Annotated in this window: 16 protein-coding genes; 11 read left to right on the top strand and 5 right to left on the bottom strand. The window is 69.3% G+C overall.

Features of this window, described 5'->3' with window-relative positions; genetic code table 11:
* Positions 1-20 precede the first annotated feature (20 nt).
* The gene (locus ACFY3D_RS32495; RefSeq protein ID WP_389986607.1) at positions 21-1058 is read right to left on the bottom strand and encodes a CHAP domain-containing protein; all 1038 of its coding nucleotides are present in this window, start codon (positions 1056-1058) and stop codon (positions 21-23) included.
* 463 nt (positions 1059-1521) lie between these two features.
* Between ACFY3D_RS32495 and ACFY3D_RS32490 the strand changes: the two genes are divergently transcribed.
* A complete protein-coding gene (locus ACFY3D_RS32490; RefSeq protein WP_350946214.1) occupies positions 1522-1971 on the top strand; it encodes a hypothetical protein in 450 nt (149 codons plus the stop codon).
* A gap of 14 nt (positions 1972-1985) precedes the next feature.
* Here ACFY3D_RS32490 and speB read toward each other — a convergent pair whose 3' ends face one another.
* Together speB and ACFY3D_RS32480 are read right to left on the bottom strand one after the other, a co-directional pair.
* On the bottom strand, positions 1986-3041 hold the full coding sequence (gene speB, locus ACFY3D_RS32485) for an agmatinase (RefSeq protein ID WP_389986603.1): 1056 nt from the start codon (positions 3039-3041) through the stop codon (positions 1986-1988).
* Between the two features lie 714 nt (positions 3042-3755).
* Complete coding sequence (locus ACFY3D_RS32480) at positions 3756-3923, bottom strand: DUF3073 domain-containing protein (protein WP_350946212.1); 168 nt, start codon at positions 3921-3923, stop codon at positions 3756-3758.
* Between the two features lie 296 nt (positions 3924-4219).
* On the opposite strand from ACFY3D_RS32480, the gene ACFY3D_RS32475 reads away from it, so the two are divergent.
* Positions 4220-4414 carry a hypothetical protein gene (locus ACFY3D_RS32475; RefSeq protein ID WP_389986600.1) on the top strand — a complete coding sequence of 65 codons (195 nt, stop codon included), beginning with the start codon at positions 4220-4222 and terminating at the stop codon, positions 4412-4414.
* 2 nt (positions 4415-4416) lie between these two features.
* Positions 4417-4752: a metalloregulator ArsR/SmtB family transcription factor gene (locus tag ACFY3D_RS32470; protein ID WP_350946379.1), complete on the top strand. Its 336-nt coding sequence runs from the start codon at positions 4417-4419 to the stop codon at positions 4750-4752.
* A gap of 114 nt (positions 4753-4866) precedes the next feature.
* Here the strand turns inward: ACFY3D_RS32470 and ACFY3D_RS32465 are convergent, their stop codons facing one another.
* On the bottom strand, positions 4867-6054 hold the full coding sequence (locus ACFY3D_RS32465) for an FAD-dependent monooxygenase (RefSeq protein ID WP_389986597.1): 1188 nt from the start codon (positions 6052-6054) through the stop codon (positions 4867-4869).
* Positions 6055-6389: 335 nt separating this feature from the next.
* Here ACFY3D_RS32465 and ACFY3D_RS32460 point away from each other — a divergent pair, with 335 nt between their 5' ends.
* The 3 genes from ACFY3D_RS32460 (at position 6390) to ACFY3D_RS32450 (ending at position 10566) form a co-directional block, all read left to right on the top strand.
* Positions 6390-8705: a phosphoketolase gene (locus ACFY3D_RS32460; RefSeq protein ID WP_389986594.1), complete on the top strand. Its 2316-nt coding sequence runs from the start codon at positions 6390-6392 to the stop codon at positions 8703-8705.
* A 177-nt stretch (positions 8706-8882) separates the two neighbouring features.
* Positions 8883-9542, top strand: coding sequence for a CBS domain-containing protein (locus tag ACFY3D_RS32455; RefSeq protein WP_389986591.1), 660 nt, complete (start codon positions 8883-8885; stop codon positions 9540-9542).
* A 13-nt stretch (positions 9543-9555) separates the two neighbouring features.
* The gene (locus ACFY3D_RS32450; protein WP_389986588.1) at positions 9556-10566 is read left to right on the top strand and encodes an Acg family FMN-binding oxidoreductase; all 1011 of its coding nucleotides are present in this window, start codon (positions 9556-9558) and stop codon (positions 10564-10566) included.
* 132 nt (positions 10567-10698) lie between these two features.
* On the opposite strand, the gene ACFY3D_RS32445 is transcribed toward ACFY3D_RS32450, so the two are convergent.
* On the bottom strand, positions 10699-11133 hold the full coding sequence (locus ACFY3D_RS32445) for a DUF1801 domain-containing protein (protein ID WP_362901033.1): 435 nt from the start codon (positions 11131-11133) through the stop codon (positions 10699-10701).
* A gap of 86 nt (positions 11134-11219) precedes the next feature.
* Between ACFY3D_RS32445 and ACFY3D_RS32440 the strand changes: the two genes are divergently transcribed.
* The 5 genes from ACFY3D_RS32440 to yjfF all read left to right on the top strand — a co-directional run bounded on the left by ACFY3D_RS32440 (position 11220) and on the right by yjfF (position 17523).
* Positions 11220-11798: a helix-turn-helix domain-containing protein gene (locus ACFY3D_RS32440; protein ID WP_389986585.1), complete on the top strand. Its 579-nt coding sequence runs from the start codon at positions 11220-11222 to the stop codon at positions 11796-11798.
* A 1053-nt stretch (positions 11799-12851) separates the two neighbouring features.
* Entirely contained in the window at positions 12852-13850 is a 999-nt protein-coding gene (locus ACFY3D_RS32435; RefSeq protein WP_350946204.1) for an ABC transporter substrate-binding protein, read from the top strand.
* A gap of 33 nt (positions 13851-13883) precedes the next feature.
* Positions 13884-15395: a sugar ABC transporter ATP-binding protein gene (locus tag ACFY3D_RS32430; protein ID WP_362901030.1), complete on the top strand. Its 1512-nt coding sequence runs from the start codon at positions 13884-13886 to the stop codon at positions 15393-15395.
* Positions 15392-16531 carry an ABC transporter permease gene (locus ACFY3D_RS32425; protein WP_389986582.1) on the top strand — a complete coding sequence of 380 codons (1140 nt, stop codon included), beginning with the start codon at positions 15392-15394 and terminating at the stop codon, positions 16529-16531. The genes ACFY3D_RS32430 and ACFY3D_RS32425 overlap by 4 nt, the downstream gene beginning before the upstream one ends.
* Positions 16528-17523: a galactofuranose ABC transporter, permease protein YjfF gene (yjfF, locus tag ACFY3D_RS32420; protein ID WP_350946201.1), complete on the top strand. Its 996-nt coding sequence runs from the start codon at positions 16528-16530 to the stop codon at positions 17521-17523. Before ACFY3D_RS32425 ends, yjfF begins: the two co-directional genes overlap by 4 nt.
* Positions 17524-17713 lie beyond the last annotated feature (190 nt).

Below are 17713 nucleotides of genomic sequence, written 5' to 3'. Positions count from 1 at the left end.
CCCGTTACGGGCGAGATCGGTCACGCGGCCCGCGCCTCCTCGCCCTCGTGTGTCTCCAGCGTGCCGCGCCGCGACCTCCCCTCCGGGTCCGGCCCGGCGATGCGGGTGCCGGCGCGGCCGAAGACGCCGTCGGCGCGTTCGGACAGGCTCGCGCGGTACGGCTCGTACGCCCAGCTCGGCCTGCTCACCCGGATCGTCTCGCGGATCCGGGGCGCGCCGTCCGGCCGGTCGCCCGGATGGGACACCAGGGTCGAGGGGAGCGCCTGCCGGTCCGGAGGTGTCTGCGTGCGAGGGAGCGTCTCGGCGACCGGAGGTGCCATGCCGATCCACGGATCGGCGCGTTCCCCCCGCCCGTTCCTCCTGCGATGCCGCCCCGCCGGGACGCGGGAGGCACGAAGGCGCAGCCGGGACAGGACGAACGTGGTGCCGAGGATGAAGGTGAGCAGTCCGGCGATCGCGGCGGTCTCCATGGAGACGGGAAGCGTTCCAGGGGTGTCGGAAGAGGTCGTCGCGCCGGGGGCGAGCGCGGGACGGACCTCGATCCGCCCCGCCACCTGTGGAGCGGTGCCGTCCTTTCCCGGGACGGCCGTCAGTTTCTCCTTGACCTTGCGGGGCAGGCCGTAGCCGACGACCTTGCTCTGGTCGCGGGTCTTACGCTTCAGCCAGACCCGGTCGACGTTCCCCTCGATGGTGTGGATCGTTCCACCGTTCACGCTTTCCACGATGCCGACGTGGTCGATCCCCGTGATGTCCTTGCCGCCCGACCAGTCGAAGAAGACCAGGGCCCCCGGCTCCGGCGTCCGTGTCCACGCGCCGTGGTTCTCGAACCAGCGGGCCTGTGAAGGGGTCCAGGCGAACTGCCCCACGTACTCCTGCACCCCCGCCTTCTCCGCCGCCCAGGCGATGAACATCGCGCACCAGGGGGCGGTCCTGTACTGCGGGTCCTGGGCCACGTTGACCGCGTACCACTCGCCGAACTTGCTGTGCTGGCCCGGCCCCTCCCGGTACCCGAGTTCGGGCTTGATGGTCCTGAGCAGATCGTCACCGATCGGATCCATGGCTGTGAGCCACCCCGTCCACTCTCCTCCACCCTTCAGAGAAGGGGGCGCCGTCCGACAAAACTGGACTGTATTCGCAGAAAAATTGAGAAGTGGGGCTATTTGCGGAAAAAGCCGAGCTGAGAGGTCATCCCATACCGGATCCGGTGAAAGGCGGGAAACGCGTCCCCGCAGCACGTACCATCGTCCGGCCGTCCGCCCCGGTCCCGGCGCGACGCCACCCCCGGATGTCCGGCGACGGATGAGGTCCGGGACGCCGGTGGCTCTCTCACTTTCCGGGCATATCTCGACTCACCCCGCGCTCACCGGTCACACCGGTACGCGTCCCGCCTATCAGAGTCCATCGGGTCGAATAGCATGTGATGGCACGTGCGCGGCATGCGTGGGTGCCGATGCCGAGACCTTCCCCCCTTTTCCTCCCGGTCCGGCGGCAATGCGGACGCGAAGGCGGAACGGGTTTTCCATGTTCGACGACAAGACGCAGGAGACCCTCCGCCGCCTCCTGGACCTCGCAGAGCACCCCGCGACCCCGCAGGCCGAGCGCGCCCTGGCCGTCGCGCGGGTCCGTGCCCTGATCATGGTGCCCGAGGGCGACGCCCGCCGGGCACCGGTCACCCCGGCGATGGAGGCGGGGATCCTCAGCAGGGTCAGGCCGCTCGCACACCGGGTCGACGAGGACCTGGTGGGTGAGATACACGGAGACCTCTACGCTTTCAGCACCCGCTACCGGGTGATCGGTGAACTCGCCGAGGAGATCGCCCTCCTGCTGGAGCGCTGGAGCGCCGTCGTCCCGCAGAAGCGCCACCGCCACGAGGAGGCCGTCAGGACCGCGGCCTCGAAGCTCGTCTACCTGCTGGAACGCCGAGACCTGTTCCGCAGGCCCAAATGGGGCAACCGCCCGAGAGCCAGATAGGCCTCCGGGGCGGGTCAGCGGCCCGGACCGCCCGGCCGGTCGGCCCCGCGGTCCGGGCGTTCGGCGAGCAGCGGCAGCAGCGGGTTCCAGACGGTTCCGTCCCGGGCGTCGCGCCGCCGCCGCGCGATGGCGCTCAACGCCTCAAGGACCACGCGGTTGGCCAGCGCGGCGGTGATGTCGGCGTGGTCGTAGGGCGGGCTGACCTCCACGACGTCGACGCCGACGACCGGCAGCTCCAGGCAGATGCGCCGCACGGAGTCCAGGAGCTGGCGCGCGGTGATGCCACCCGGCTCCGGGGTTCCGGTGCCGGGGGCGTGACCCGGATCGCACACGTCGATGTCGACGGACAGGAAGACGCCGTCGCACTCGTCGACGGCGATGGCGAAGGCCTCGGTCAGGCACTCGTCCAGGCCCCGGTGCACGATCTCGGTCATCTCGTACGAGCGCATCGCCCGTTCGGCCATCCAGTCCAGCGTCTCCGGCGGCGGCCAGTAGCCGCGCAGGCCGACCTGCAGGAAACGGTCGCCGCGCAGTGCCCCCGACTCGATGAGCCGGCGCATCGGCTGCCCGTGGCCCCACAGCGAGCCGAACTCGATGTCGCCGGTGTCCGCGTGGGCATCAAAGTGGATCATCGAGATCCGGCCGTGCCCGAGGACGTTGGCCACCCCCTTGGCGTCGGGGAAGGCGATCGAGTGGTCACCGCCCAGGATCACCGGGATGGCCCCCGAACGGGCGACCTTCTCGACGGCGGACTCCAGCGCGGCCAGTGACGTCGCGATGTCGCCCGGCGGCATCTCGACGTCACCCGCGTCCAGGACGCGCAGGTCGCGCAGACCGTCGGTGCGCAGCGCCAGGCTGGGGCGCGCCCCGTCGTGCGGCAGGTAGTCGGTCATCCGGATCGCCTGCGGTCCGAAGCGCGCGCCGGGCCGGTGTGAGGTGCCGCCGTCGAACGGCGCGCCCACGATCACGACGTCGGCGCCCGCGTAGCTCGCGGGATCGTCCAGTGAGCACCGTTCGACGCCGAGGAAGGTGATGTCGGGCCCGAACTGGGGCCCGTAGCGGTTCGTCACTGTTCCTCCGGCGGGAAGGTCCCGGCCCACGCGTGTCGCGGCCCGTCGCCGCCGGGCACGGCTCGCGGGGTGGCTCCGGCCACCCCGCGGGAGATCGTCATCGAGAACTCCACCCGGTCAGGTCCATCGGACCAGCCAGCATAACCGGACAAGTCGGGACATGTGTCAGCCGTGCTTTCTGTCCGGAGGGCTTCGGCGATCCCGGGCGAGAGGGCGCAAGGCACGCTGAGGCGCGGTGAAGGCGGGGAGGTCGATGGTGGCCGTGGCCCGGGGAGACTTTCCGCCCGCGCGAGGCACGACCTCGCGCGATCCGGCGATTCGTCCCGGGGCCACGGCGTGTGAACTGGCGGATCCCGGATGCCCGGCGAGGAAGGGAAGCCGGCCACCGAGAGATGAATGGGACCCGCCAGAGCTCTCCGTCGACGCGCTGACCGGGAGTGCGACCGCGACGCTGCGGTACGCACAACCGTGACGGTAAGCAGCCCTGGGCGGGTGCCTCAATGATGTTGCCGGATGTTGCGCGGAATTCGCCCCGGCGCGGCGGACACCGCCTCGGGGGTTCACCGCCGATCGATATGTCCCTCGAGCGGCTCACGGCCGCACGATACGCCGAGAAGAACCCTCACGACGGAGTCGCGAGGTCCGAGGGCCGGACTCCGCCGGTGTCATGGCGGCCGGGCGGGGCCGGTCGGGGGGCAGGGCCCGTCCGCGGTGTCACCTGCCGGTGGGCTCACCGGTGGGGTCGTCGGCCTCGCTCTCCGGCGCAGGATCGTCGCCGGCGCCAAGCTCCTTGCGCAACCGGTCAAGATCCATGCTGTGGCTGCTGTACTTCAGCTCACGGGCAACCTTCGTCTGCTTAGCCTTGGCTCGGCCCCGTCCCATTGGCTGTACTCCCTCGCGCAGGCCGTGCTCGGCCCCTCGTCACTGTCGCATCGCCGGCTGGCGCGCTCTGACGCCGCAGGTCAGTCTGCGGTAGCCGTACCAAGTATCCCGCTTCGCGGTCGATCCGTCATCGATCGGGCTCGAACCGGCCGCGGGCCCTGGTAGAAAACGGCCTTCGCCATCATAGCCAACGTCATTACGATTTGAAGAATTATGCAATTTGCCACATCATGAGGAACGGTGTGCCGATAAAACCAGACGCCGGGGAGTGACCTGATCCACGGGAGGTGGGGGACATGAGCGAGTTCGCGGCGGAGCTACGGGCACGCATCGCCGATGTCGACGGCGAGCTGGAGCTCATGCGCCAGGCCTTCGACGACCACGCGATCGAGGTCCTGTCCGGGCGCCTGGAGAACCTGTTGCGCATCGCCGACCAGCACGGCGTCGACGTACGACACGCCGGTGGCGGGCCTGCCGCCGGAGCTGTGTGATCATGCCGGTGCCGCTGCACCAGGCCAAGGCCGAATTCTTCCGCACCCTCGGCCATCCGGTCCGCATCCAGGTCCTGGAGCTTCTCCAGGACGGCCCCCGGCCGGTGCGGGACCTGCTGAGCGCCATCGACGTCGAGGCCTCCAACCTCTCCCAGCAACTCGCCGTGCTGCGCCGCGCGGGAGTCGTGACCGCCACCAGGGACGGCGCCACCGTCGTCTACGCCCTGTCCACCAGGGACCTGGCCGACCTGATGTCCGTGGCGCGATCGATCCTGGCCGAGGTTCTCGCCGAGCAGGGCGAGCTGCTCGCCGAGCTGCGCGCCGAGGCCGGCAGATGAACGGGGCCCTGCCCGAGCGCGACGGCGAGCCTCGCCGAGGCGTCGTCTGCGGGTGAGCCCGGCTCCGAGCTCGCTGTCGGGCCCGCCGTCCGGTCCGCGGCCGGGATCGTCGTCTCAGTCCGCCACGGCGGTCTCGGGGTCATGGCCGTAAAGCCAGGCGCTCTGCCGGAGCGGACTACTGGCGGCCAGGGTCGCGTCGCGTTCCAGCTGGGCGGGCCCGTCGGGCAGATGGTTCAGCACCTCGCGGCCCCGGCTCATCAGCTGCACCTGCGAGGCCCGGGGCCTGCGGATCCTCTCGTAGCGGGCCAGCGCCTCCGCCGCCGTCTCGCGGGTGGCCTCGCGCAGGCAGATCGCGAGCACCACCGCGTCCTCGACCGCCTGGGCGGCGCCCTGACCGAGGAAGGGCAGCATCGAGTGGGCGGCGTCCCCCAGCAGGGTCACCCGCCCCGACGTCCAGCGTTCCAGGGGAGAGCGGTCGTACAGGGCCCAGCGCTTGGTCGCGGTGGCCGCGTCGATCAGCCCTCTCAGCCGAGGGTCCCAGGTCTCGAACTCGCCCCTCAGGTCCTCAAGCCGCCCGTCGGCCGTCCACGACTCGACGCGCCACTCGCCCGCGGGCACGATCGCGACGACGTTGATCAGCTTTCTGTCCCTGATCGGGTAGTGGACGAAGTGGCGCCCCGGCCCCAGCCAGAGCGTCTGCACCCGGCGCACCGACAGCTCAGGGGCCCGCTCGGCGTCGATGAGGCACCGGTAGGCGCAGAGCCCGGAGAAGCGCGGGGGCTCCTCGTCGACGACCGCAGGCCGGACCGCCGAGTGGATGCCGTCGGCGCCGATCACCGCGTCGGCGACCACCGTCGCCCTCGCGCCTGTGGCCGTGCCGAAGGTCAGCTCGACCCCGTCGGGGTCCTGCCGCAGCACCTCCAGTCGCCGGTCGGTCCTGATGACGTCCTCGGGCAGCGCCTTCACCAGCATGTCGAGCAGGTCGGCGCGGTGCGCGACGTAGAAGTCGCTGCCGTACAGCCGCCGGCACTCCTCGCCCATCGTCTGGGAGGCCAGCACCCGGCCGTCCTCCCAGCGCCTCAACTCCCAGGCGGCATCCATGGGGACGGCGAAGGAGGCCAGTCGCTCGCCGAGTCCGGCCCGCACCAGGGGGCGGACCATGTTGGGACTCACCCCGATCCCCGCTCCCACCTCGCGCAACTCGGCGGCCTGCTCGTACACGACGGCCTCGACACCGGCCTGCCGCAGGAGCAGGGCGGCGGTCAACCCGCCGAGACCTCCGCCGACAATGGCGACCTTCACTCAGGGGCTCCTCTCGTCGGATGGCGTCTCACCCCGAGGTACCGCTGTGCTGCCGGGGGGGGGCGTCCCGATGCTCCCGGCGATGTGAACCGCGGCGACTGCGAACGCGTCCGTACGGCCCTCTCGGCTCACCCGGAGATCTTCGTCTATTCCACCCCGATCCGGTAGAGGGAAGGCGCTGTCGATCACGGCGAGGCGAGGTCCGGTGGTTCGACGCGCCTGCCCCGATTGGTCCCGGTACGCCCTCGTACGCGTGGTGCGCCCGTGCCGCGCGATGTGACGAACGTGTTCGCCGTATCGGGGTTTGAACGCCTCAGCCGAGGAACTGTCGATGTATGGACGCACTCGCGCATGTCGACGCCTACTGGCGCGCGGCCAACTATCTGTCGGTCGGTCAGATCTATCTGCTGGACAACCCGCTGCTGACCGAGCCGTTGCGGCCCGAGCACATCAAGCCGCGGCTGCTGGGACACTGGGGGACCACCCCGGGACTGAACTTCTGCTTCGCCCACCTGAACCGGATCATCACCGAACGCGACCAGGACATGATCTACATCGCCGGTCCGGGTCACGGCGGCCCGGCGGCGGTGGCGCACGCCTGGCTGGAGGGTTCCTACACCGAGTGCTATCCCGACATCTCCCGTGACGGGGAGGGGATGCGGCGGTTGTTCCGGCAGTTCTCCTTTCCCGGTGGCATTCCCAGCCATGTGGCGCCCGAGACGCCCGGTTCGATCCACGAGGGAGGGGAGCTCGGGTACGCGCTGGCGCATGCCTACGGGGCCGCGTTCGACAACCCGGAGCTGGTGGTCGCGAGTGTCATCGGGGACGGGGAGGCCGAGACCGGGCCGCTCGCGGCCAGCTGGCATTCCAACAAGTTCCTCGATCCAAGGCGTGACGGCGTGGTGCTGCCGATCCTGCACCTGAACGGCTACAAGATCGCCAATCCCACCGTGCTGGCCCGCATCCCGGAAGAAGAGCTCCTCGCGTTGATGGAGGGGTACGGATACCGCCCGCACGTGGTGGCCGGGGACGAGCCCGAGGCGATGCACGCGCTCATGGCCCGGACGCTGGAGACGGTCTGGGAGCAGATCGCCGACTACCGGCGGGGGCGGGCCGAGCGGTTGCCGATGATCGTTCTGCGGACGCCGAAGGGGTGGACCGGTCCCGAGCGGGTCGACGGCCTGCCGGTGGAGGGCACCTGGCGCTCGCACCAGGTCCCGCTGTCGGGGGTGCGCGACAACGCCGAACACCTGGCGATGCTGGAGGAGTGGATGCGCTCGTACCGGCCACAGGAGTTGTTCGACGCCGACGGGCGGCCGGTGGCCGAGATCCTGGACACGGTGCCCGAAGGACCACTGCGGATGAGCGCCAACCCGCACGCCAACGGCGGCGAACTGCTGCGGCCGCTGGCGCTCGGCGATTTTCGCGAGCACGCGGTCAAGGTCACCTCACCGGCCACCGCGAGCAGTGAGCCCACCCGGGTGCTGGGCGGGTTTCTGCGCGAGGTCATCGCCGCCAACCCCGAGACCTTCCGGCTGATGGGTCCCGACGAGACCGCCTCCAACCGGCTGCAGGCGGTCTTCGAGGTCACCGGCCGCGCCTGGAACGCCGAGATCCGCGACGGCGACGACCACCTCCAGGCGGGCGGCCGGGTCATGGAGGTGCTCAGCGAGCACCTGTGTCAGGGCTGGCTCGAGGGCTACCTGCTGACCGGCCGCCACGGGTTGTTCAACTGCTACGAGGCGTTCATCCACATCATCGACGCGATGTTCAACCAGCACGCCAAGTGGCTGGAGTCCTCGCGGAAGATCGGCTGGCGTCGTCCGGTGGCCTCGCTGAACTATCTGCTGTCGTCGCACGTGTGGCGCCAGGACCACAACGGCTTCTCCCACCAGGACCCCGGTTTCCTGGATGTGGTGATGAACAAGAAGGCCGAGGTGGTGCGGGTGTATCTGCCGCCGGACGCCAACACGCTGCTGTCGACGGCCGATCACTGCCTGCGCTCGCGCGACTACGTGAACGTGATCGTGGCGGGTAAGCAGCCGGTGCTGGATCTGATGGGGATGGACGAGGCGATCGCGCACTGCACCCGAGGGCTGGGCATCCTGGACTGGGCCAGCACCGACGCCGGCGTCGAACCGGACGTGGTGCTGGCGTGCGCGGGCGACGTACCCACCCTGGAGACGCTGGCGGCGGCCGCGCTGCTGCGTGAGCATCTGCCCGAACTGCGGGTCCGGGTGGTCAACGTGGTGGACCTGATGCGGTTGCAGCCGCCGTCGGAGCATCCGCACGGCATGTCGGACGCGGACTTCGACACGGTGTTCACCGCCGACCGGCCGATCATCTTCAACTTCCACGGCTATCCGTGGCTGATCCATCGCCTGACGTACCGGCGCAACGGTCACGAGAACATCCACGTGCGCGGTTACAAGGAGGAGGGCACCACGACCACGCCGTTCGACATGGTCATGCTCAACGACATCGACCGGTTCCACCTCGTGATGGACGTCATCGACCGGGTTCCCGGGCTGGCCGAGCGGTCGGCGCACCTGCGCCAGCACATGGCCGACGCCCGCCTGACCGCCCGGGCCTACACCCGTGAGCACGGTGAGGACCTGCCCGAGATCCGCGACTGGACCTGGCCCCACTAAAGGGACCCGTCCCGGCGCCCCGCGTCCGCCCTCGGACGGGTGCGGGGCACGAGGTGAGGGATCTGGGAGATCTGGGAGATCATCGTCGTGCGCAGACCATAAGTCCTCCTGTTCAGGGACTTTCGCCGCTGACGCCTCCAGGACCGCCTTGCGATGCTCGTCGTGAGGAGGTGCGTCATGAAGGTCGGGGAAGTCATGGGCGGCACGGCGATCGCGGTGCGGCCGGAGGCGACGTTCACCGAGATGGTCGACGCCATGCGGCGCTTCAAGGTCGGCGCGCTCACCGTCATCGACGCCGACGACCATCCCATCGGCATGGTATCCGACGACGATCTCCTGCTCAGGGAGACCGATTCGGGCGCGCGCGCCGGCGTCTTCGACAGTCACAAAAGACGCCAGGAGCACCGTAAGGCCGCGGGCGGCACGGCCAGGCAGATCATGACCACCCCCGTGATCACCATCACGAAGGACACCGCCGTGCGGGACGCGGCACGGCTGATGCACCGGCATCGGATCAAGCAGCTACCGGTGATCGACGCGGTCACCGGGCGTATCACCGGCACCGTTCACCAGAGCGATCTGCTCCAGGTCTTCGCCCGCCCGCCCGAGGAGATCGAACGCGAGGTCGCCGAGGTCCGTGACCGGCTCGCCGTCGCCCCGGAGGCGATGAGCGTGGCCGTCGAGGCGGGGGTGGTCACGCTGAGGGGACGGCTCCCCTTCCGGTCGCAGATCGCGCCCCTGGTCGCGGCGGTCGGCGAGATCGAGGGTGTCATCGAGGTCGAGAACGCCCTCACCTGCCGATCCGATGACCTCGTTCCCGTTCCGCCGTTCCTGTGACAGGGACGAGACCATGGACAAGGGGAAGATCATGAACGTCCGCACCGCAGAAGAGATCACCTCGGTGATCCGCACGGCGCTCCAGGCCGCCACGTGGGCGCCGTCGGTGCACAACACCCAGCCGTGGTCCTTCGGGGTCGACGGCGACGAGATCGCGTTGCGCGCCGACAGCGACAGGAAACTGCGGATCGGTGACGCCGCCGGCCGGGAGATGCTGATCAGTTGTGGCGCGGCCCTGATGAACGTGCGGCTCGCGCTGCGCGCGCTCGGCTACGAGCCGCACGTGCGCGTGCTGCCAGACCCCGACCGCCCGGCGCTGCTGGCCACGATACGGCCGAGAGCGGCCATACCCGCCGACGAGAGCGCCCGGCTGCTGTATGCCGAGATCGAGCGCCGTCGCACCCACCGGGCCGGTTTCACCGAGCTGCCCGTCCCGGAGCGGCTTGTCGAGACACTGGTGGCCGAGGCGGACGGTGCGGGGGCCCGGCTGACACCGATCCGCTCCGAGGCGGCGATCCGGGTGCTCGCCGCGATCACCTGCGCCGCCCAGGACGTGCAGTCGCAGGACCGGGCGCTGTCGCTGGAGCTGATCCGCTGGGCACGGCCACCGGGTAGCGCCCGCGCGGACGGGGTCCCGGCCGAGGGCTACCCGCGCGCTCCCCGGCGGACCCGCCCGCACTTCGCCCAGCGTGACTACACCCACGGCCATCCCTGGGGCAACGAGAGCGATCAGTTCTTCTCCGTCTCCACCGGTGTCGTGGCGGTCCTGACCACGAAGGGCGACTCCCGCGAGGACTGGATCACGGCCGGTCAGGCGTTGCAGCGCGTCCTGCTGCGCGCCTGTGCCCACGGTCTCAGCGCGGCCTTCCACACCCAGGCTCTGGAGATGTTTCACCTGCGGGAATTCCTGCGACAGGAGCTGTGCTCGCAGGAGTATCCCCAGATGATCATGCGTCTGGGCGTCACCTTCGACGAGGGCAGGGGAGTCCGCCGGCCGGTCACCGACATGCTGGAAGAACGCTGACCGAACCGCGAGGCGGCCAGGAAAGCCGTGGACGCGCGCGTCCGGCGGCGCCGCCGGACGCGCGGGGTCGTCGGCAGGCGTGCCGTGCCGCGGAGCCGCCCTCACGGGACGGGCAACGGTGATCGTCGACGCTCACCCGGCCCGGTCGACGCCCCTGTGCACCCGAGCCGCACGGTCGACGAGCTCACGCAGTGCGCTCTCGTCGACGTCGTCGAGCCTTTTCAGGTAGAGACAACCTTTTCCGGCTTTGTGCGGACCCAGCCGGGTGAGCACCGATGCGTAGCGCTCCTCGAACCCGCCCACCAGGTAGACGACGAGATGCTGCTTTCGCGGCGAGAAGCCCACCAGGGGCCACTCGTCCGTGCGCCCGCTCTCGTAGGTGCGACGGTAACTGCCGAAACCGACGATGCTCGGACCCCACATCACCGCGGGCTCACCGGTCACCTCGCACAGGATCGCGCGCAGGCGCTCCGCGTCGGCTCGCCGGCGTGGGTCGGGAACCGTGGCCATAAAGTCGTCGGCGCTCACGCCGGTCGGAACCGTCACCGGCTGTTTCGATGTCGCCATGGAGGCATGCTGCCACGCCGGTACGACAAAAACCTCGTGAGGGACCGGGCCCGCCGCGAGGCCGGTTCCCTGTGACAATTGGTGGCATGGACAAGATCGCTCAAGCTCTGTCCGAGGTCGGGCCTCGCCTCAAGCGGCTCAGGATCCAGCGCGAGATCACCCTCGCCGCGCTGTCCGAGGCGACCGGGATCTCGAAGAGCACGCTGTCTCGCCTGGAGTCCGGGCAGCGCAAGCCGAGCCTGGAGCTGTTGTTTCCCATCGCCCTGGCCCACCAGGTGCCGCTGGACGAGTTGGTCGGCACGCCCGAGGTGGGCGATCCCAGGGTCCGGCTCACGCCTCGCCGCGCGCACGGCCGGACCGTGGTCCCGCTCACCCGTCAGCCGGGGGGCATCGCGGCCTGGAAGATCATCGTCCCCGCGGACCAGACCGAGCCCGATCCCAGGGTTCACGAGGGCTATGAGTGGCTCTACGTGCTCTCCGGCCGGTTGAGGCTCGTGCTGGCCGACCACGACCTCGTGCTGGTCGCGGGTCAGGTCGCCGAGTTCGACACCCGGCTCCCGCACTGGTTCGGCAGCGCGGGGGCGGGGGCGGCGGAGATCCTCAGCCTCTTCGGTCCCCAGGGGGAGCGCATGCACGTCCGCGCCCAGCCCAGGGCCAAAGAGTAGTGCCGCGGGGGAGGGTTTCCCGGGGCCGGTGTCGCGGAGGGCGGGTGCCGACGAGAGGTGGGTGAATCGTCGCGGTCGAGGCCGTCGGTGGCCGGCGGTGCCGTCGGGGCTTCCCGGGAGCCGCCCGGCAGGCCCGGACGTTCCGGAGCGCACGGTCGGGCTCCCGTCGCGCCGCTCCGGGTGAGACTTTTTGTTAGCGTTAACATCTCACGTCGGTTTTCGCGCCGCCTTCTTGGAAAATTGTGCTCTTGGGAGAACGTCTCGCGAAGGAAGGATGCGCGCCGCCGGGTGGCGGTGCGGCAATCGCGATGCGAGAGGCGGCCTGGTTACCGATATGTTTCAAACACGAGTTTTGTCGTTAACGTAACCGCTGTCAATACCCTTTTTCCGCTCTCCGGGCTCGCGGTGGCGCCGAACCGGTATCGGGGTGGGGTGCGGAGCGCATGCCCGTGGTGGTCGGGGGAGAGCCGCGGATCGCCGTCCCGTGCCGCCGCCCTCCGCGTGTTTTCCGGCGTTTCCGGTGAGCGGGTATCCCGGTCCGGCTCCGTGTCCAGGTCGGCTCTCCCGGAGCCGGGAGTCATGGTGAGTAATGTCCTTGCCCGTGGCAGTGGATGGTCGAGGTCTAGCAGAGCCCAGGTTTCCGGTGTGATTAGACCGTAATAAGGCGACCGCTTGACGGCACGGTTGTTAGCGTTCACAGTCTTGTCCAACGCAAGATGAGGAGCGGCCGTGCAGACAGGTGTGGAGCTCCAACCGCCGGTGACGGCCGAGGCGAGCATGTCGCGCCAGACGGTCGCCCGGCTACACAACGGACCTTCGGGCGCGTGGGAGAAAACACGCGACCGGAGACTGCGGAACTGTGAAGTGGCGCGGTATCGACGTGCCGTCATAGCAGGTCCAGGCGTCGGGCGTGGTGCGCGGACATCCATCGCGTGCCCTCGATCGCCTTGCGGGTGAGCGGCGCTTCGTCGACGCGGCCGTCAACCCGGACGACCGGCGCCAATCATGGTCCTCCGTTCAAATGTTAACGCTCACATAGAAGGACATCCCCCCATGTTCCGAAAGATCTCAGCGCTCGTCCTGGCGGGCGTCATGGCCGCGGCGATGACGGGTTGCGGCAGTACGGAAGGACCGGACACCGCCGACGCCGGCGGCGCCGGAGCCGGTGCCAACGACACGATCGTGATGGGCTTCTCCCAGGTGGGTGCCGAAAGCGGGTGGCGCACCGCCAACACCAAGTCGGTGCAGGAGTCGGCGAAGAGCGCCGGCATCGAGCTGAAGTTCTCCGACGCCCAGCAGAAGCAGGAGAACCAGATCAAGGCGATCCGGTCCTTCGTCCAGCAGAAGGTCGACGTCATCGCGTTCTCGCCGGTGGTGGAGTCCGGCTGGGACACCGTGCTGAAGGAGGCGCAGAACGCCAAGATCCCGGTGATCCTGACCGACCGGGCGGTGGACTCCGCGGACAAGACCCTGTACAAGACCTTCCTCGGCTCCGACTTCGTGGAGGAGGGCAGGAAGGCCGGCCAGTGGCTGGTGGAGGAGTACAAGGACTCCACCGACCCGGTGAACATCGTCGAACTCCAGGGCACCACCGGTTCGGCCCCGGCCAACGACCGCAAGGAGGGCTTCGGTGAGGTGATCGCGGCCGACTCGAAGTTCAAGATCGCCGCCTCGCAGACCGGTGACTTCACCCGGGCCAAGGGCAAGGAGGTCATGGAGGCGTTCCTGAAGTCCACTCCGGACATCGACGTGCTGTTCGCGCACAACGACGACATGGGGCTGGGCGCCATCGAGGCGATCGAGGGCGCGGGCAAGGTGCCGGGCAAGGACATCAAGATCATCACCATTGACGCCGTGAAGGACGGGATGCAGGCCCTGGCCGACGGGAAGATCAGCTACATCGTCGAGTGCAGCCCGCTGCTCGGCCCCCAGCTGATGGACCTGGCCAAGAAGGTCGTCGCCGGTGAGCAGGTCCCCGAGCGCGTGGTGACCGAGGAGACCACCTTCACCCAGGAGCAGGCGAAGGAAGCCCTCCCCAACCGTCAGTACTGAGCCGCCCACCTGGGAAAGAGAGGAGAGCGCGGCATGGACCAACCGGCACCGATCGTACGGATGAGCGGAATCGGCAAACGATTCCCCGGCGTCAAGGCCCTGGACGATGTCGGCTTCCGTTTGCTGCCGGGCGAAGTGCACGCGCTGATGGGAGAGAACGGCGCGGGGAAGTCGACACTGATCAAAGTCCTGACCGGCGTGTACGGCGTCGACGAGGGCGAGATCGAGCTGGCCGGGAAGCCTGTCGCCTTCTCCAGTCCGTCCGCCGCCCAGCAGGGCGGTATCAGCACGGTCTACCAGGAGGTCAACCTGTGCGGGAACCTCTCGGTGGCGGAGAACATCTTCGTGGGCCGCGAACCCCGCCGCTTCGGCCGCATCCGGTGGCGGGAGATGCGCCGCCGGGCCGATGAACTGATGGGCGACCTGGATCTGCGCATCGACGTGTCGGCGCCGCTGGCGTCGTGCTCGCTGGCCGTTCAGCAGATGGTGGCGATCGCCAGGGCGGTCGACATCGAGGCCAAGGTGCTGATCCTCGACGAGCCGACCTCCAGCCTGGACGCCGGCGAGGTGGCCCAGCTGTTCCGGGTGATGCGCCGGCTGAAGGACAAGGGCATCGCCATCCTGTTCGTCTCGCACTTCCTCGACCAGATCTACGAGATATCGGATCGCATGACGATCCTGCGCAACGGGAAGCTCGTGGGGGAGTACCTCACCCGCGAGCTCTCCCAGGTCGATCTGGTCGCCAAGATGATCGGGCGGGAACTGGCCGATCTGGAGAAACTCGAAGGAAAGCCGCCCGCTCGGGTCGCGGAGCCGCTGGTGGAGGCGAGCGACCTCGGGCGGGCGGGCGGTGTCAGCCCCTTCACGCTCACCATCAGGCAGGGTGAGGTGATCGGGCTGGCCGGGCTGCTCGGCTCCGGCCGTACCGAGCTGGCGCGCCTGCTGTTCGGCGCCGACCACGCCGACAGCGGCTCGCTGCGGGTCGAGGGCAAGCGGGTCGCGCTGCGCACACCGAGGGCGGCGATGAACCAGAAGATCGCCTTCTGCTCGGAGAACCGCCGGGCGGAGGGACTCGTCGACGAGCTCACGGTGCGGGAGAACATCGTCCTCGCGCTGCAGGCCGATCGCGGCTGGAGCAGGCCGCTGTCCCGCCGCAAGCAGGACGAACTGGTCGCCAAGTACATCACCGCGCTGAACATCCGGCCCGGTGATCCAGAGCAGCCGGTCCGCACCCTCAGCGGCGGCAACCAGCAGAAGGTGCTGCTGGCCCGCTGGTTGATCATGGAACCCCGGCTGCTCATCCTCGACGAGCCCACCCGGGGGATCGACGTCGGCGCGAAGGCGGAGATCCAGCGGCTGGTCGTCGAGTTGTCCGACGGTGGCATGGCCGTGCTGTTCATCTCCGCGGAGCTGGAGGAGGTCCTGCGGCTCAGTCACCGGGTCGGGGTGCTGCGCGACCGTACGCTGATCGCCCAGCTCGACAACGACGACGCGCTCACCACCGATGTCCTGATGCAGAAAATCGCGAGTGGAGCACCGGTATGAGCACTGTGGGAAACGGCGCCCTCGGCGCGCTGACGCGGCACCGGCTGTTCTGGCCCGCCGTGATCCTGGGCGCGCTGCTCGCGCTCAACGTGGTGTTCACCGACAACTTCCTGAACGTGCAGATGAGGGACGGCCACCTCTACGGCAGCCTCATCGACATCCTCCGCTTCGGGGCGCCGCTGATCCTGGTCTCGCTGGGCATGACGCTCGTCATCGCCACCGGCGGCATCGACCTGTCGGTCGGATCGGTGGTGGCGATCAGCGGGGCGCTGGCCTGCATGCAGATCAGCGACCTGACCGACCAGAACGCCGTCGGCGGCGTGCTGTCGGCGATCGGCCTCACGCTGTTGGTGATACTCGTGCTCGGGGCCTGGAACGGGTTCCTGGTGGCCGCCATCGGCATCCAGCCGATCATCGCGACACTGATCCTCATGGTCGCGGGACGGGGCCTGGCCCAGCTGATCACCGACGGGCAGATCATCACGATCAACAGCAGCCCGTACAAGCTGATCGGCGGTGGCTACTGGCTCACGCTGCCGTTCGGCATCCTCATCGTGATCGCGCTGATCGCGCTGACCGCCTTTCTCACCCGGCGGCTCGCACTGGGCATGTTCATCGAGGCGGTCGGCGGCAACGCCGAGGCCAGCAGGCTGTCGGGGATCCGCTCCCGGGGCGTGCTGATCGTGGCGTACACCTTCTGCGGGCTGTGCGCGGGCATCGCGGGTCTGATGATCAGTTCCAACGTGTCCAGCGCGGACGGCAACAACGCCGGCCTGTGGATCGAGCTGGACGCCATCCTGGCCGTCGTCATCGGCGGCACCTCGCTGGCGGGCGGCCGGTTCTCGCTCAGCGGCACCGTGCTGGGGGCCCTGATCATCCAGACCCTGACCACCACGATCTACTCGATCGGTGTGCCGCCCGAGACGACGCTGCTGTTCAAGGCCCTCGTGGTGACCATCGTGTGCCTGCTGCAGTCGCCCGCCTTCCGGCAGAAGGTGTTCGGCGGGAACAGACGTCCTGCCCCACCGCCTCCGGTTCCCAAGGAGGAGCCCGGCCGTCCCTCCGCGGGCGCGGACGCCGAGCAGGCGCGGGAAGAGGGCGGGCAGGCACGGGAAGAGACGGTGAGGAACAGATGACGACGGACACCATCACGGCCGGTCCCGCCGGGCGGCTCGCGATCCCCCGCAGGTACGTTCCGGTCGCGGTGACCGCGGGCCTGCTCATCGCGATGTTCACGGCCGGCGGCATCCGGTACGAGGGGTTCGCCAGCGGCCAGGTGATACTCAACGTCTTCGTCGACAACGCCTTCCTGCTCGTCGTCGGCGTCGGCATGACGTTCGTGATCCTCGCCGGCGGCATCGACCTGTCGGTGGGCGCGGTGGTGGCGCTGTCCACGATGATCACGGCCAGCCTCGTCACGAACCAGGGCTGGCCGGCGCCGGTGGTGATCGTGCTGGTGCTGGCCGTCGGCGCGGCGCTGGGAGCAGGGATGGGGGCGATCATCCATTACTTCCAGGTCCAGCCGTTCATCGCGACCCTCGCCGGGATGTTCCTGGCGCGCGGGCTGTGCTACACGATCGGCACCGACTCGATCCCGATCACCGACGGTCTCTTCACCGCCTTCGCGCAGACCAGGATCGACCTGGTCGGAGAGATGTGGATCTCGCCCAGCGTGGTGATCGCCACGGTGGTGGTGCTGGTCGCCGCGTACGTGCTGCACTACACGCGTCTGGGCCGCACGGTCTACGCCGTCGGCGGCAGCGAGCAGTCCGCGCTGCTCATGGGTCTCCCCGTGGGACGAACGAAGATCGCCGTCTACACGATCAGCGGGCTGTGCTCCGCGCTCGGCGGGATCCTGCTGTCCTTCTACATGCTGTCCGGGTACGGCCTGCACGCCGTCGGCATGGAGCTGGACGCCATCGCGGCCGTCGTCATCGGCGGCACGCTGCTCACCGGCGGCTCCGGGTATCTCTTCGGCACCGTTCTGGGCATCCTCGTCCTCGGCCTGACCCAGACGATCATCAGCTTCGAGGGTACCCTCAGCTCCTGGTGGACCAAGATCTTCATCGGCCTGCTGCTGTTCGCCTTCATCCTGCTGCAGCGGCTCATCGGCGTCCGGCGGACCTGAGGAGGCGGTGACCGGCTCTCGGCCGCCCCGGACGACGCGGCCGAGAGCCGGGATGAGGGATGAGGCCGGGCTCGGGGGGGGGGGGGGGGGCCGGGGGGGGGCCGGCCGGCCCGGGGGGCGGGCGGGCCCGGGGCCCGGGGGGGTAGCCCTTTGGGTTTTGGGGGGTGGGGGGGCCCCGGTTGGGGTTGGT

Origin of the sequence: Streptosporangium sp. NPDC000509, from assembly GCF_042898365.1 — a bacterium.
Taxonomy (GTDB): Bacteria; Actinomycetota; Actinomycetes; order Streptosporangiales; family Streptosporangiaceae; genus Streptosporangium.
Note: the sequence above shows the minus strand (reverse complement) of the source record. Positions and strands in the feature narration are given on the sequence as shown.

What these genes read in the sequence shown, in the direction of transcription:
- ACFY3D_RS32450 (WP_389986588.1), top strand. Translation starts at nt 9,556, where the DNA reads ATGGACAAGGGGAAGATCATGAACGTCCGCACCGCAGAAGAGATCACC.
- ACFY3D_RS32495 (WP_389986607.1), bottom strand. Translation starts at nt 1,058, where the DNA reads ATGGATCCGATCGGTGACGATCTGCTCAGGACCATCAAGCCCGAACTC.
- ACFY3D_RS32480 (WP_350946212.1), bottom strand. Translation starts at nt 3,923, where the DNA reads ATGGGACGGGGCCGAGCCAAGGCTAAGCAGACGAAGGTTGCCCGTGAG.
- ACFY3D_RS32440 (WP_389986585.1), top strand. Translation starts at nt 11,220, where the DNA reads ATGGACAAGATCGCTCAAGCTCTGTCCGAGGTCGGGCCTCGCCTCAAG.
- ACFY3D_RS32470 (WP_350946379.1), top strand. Translation starts at nt 4,417, where the DNA reads ATGCCGGTGCCGCTGCACCAGGCCAAGGCCGAATTCTTCCGCACCCTC.
- ACFY3D_RS32475 (WP_389986600.1), top strand. Translation starts at nt 4,220, where the DNA reads ATGAGCGAGTTCGCGGCGGAGCTACGGGCACGCATCGCCGATGTCGAC.
- yjfF (WP_350946201.1), top strand. Translation starts at nt 16,528, where the DNA reads ATGACGACGGACACCATCACGGCCGGTCCCGCCGGGCGGCTCGCGATC.
- ACFY3D_RS32445 (WP_362901033.1), bottom strand. Translation starts at nt 11,133, where the DNA reads ATGGCGACATCGAAACAGCCGGTGACGGTTCCGACCGGCGTGAGCGCC.
- ACFY3D_RS32425 (WP_389986582.1), top strand. Translation starts at nt 15,392, where the DNA reads ATGAGCACTGTGGGAAACGGCGCCCTCGGCGCGCTGACGCGGCACCGG.
- ACFY3D_RS32455 (WP_389986591.1), top strand. Translation starts at nt 8,883, where the DNA reads ATGAAGGTCGGGGAAGTCATGGGCGGCACGGCGATCGCGGTGCGGCCG.
- ACFY3D_RS32460 (WP_389986594.1), top strand. Translation starts at nt 6,390, where the DNA reads ATGGACGCACTCGCGCATGTCGACGCCTACTGGCGCGCGGCCAACTAT.
- ACFY3D_RS32430 (WP_362901030.1), top strand. Translation starts at nt 13,884, where the DNA reads ATGGACCAACCGGCACCGATCGTACGGATGAGCGGAATCGGCAAACGA.
- ACFY3D_RS32435 (WP_350946204.1), top strand. Translation starts at nt 12,852, where the DNA reads ATGTTCCGAAAGATCTCAGCGCTCGTCCTGGCGGGCGTCATGGCCGCG.
- ACFY3D_RS32490 (WP_350946214.1), top strand. Translation starts at nt 1,522, where the DNA reads ATGTTCGACGACAAGACGCAGGAGACCCTCCGCCGCCTCCTGGACCTC.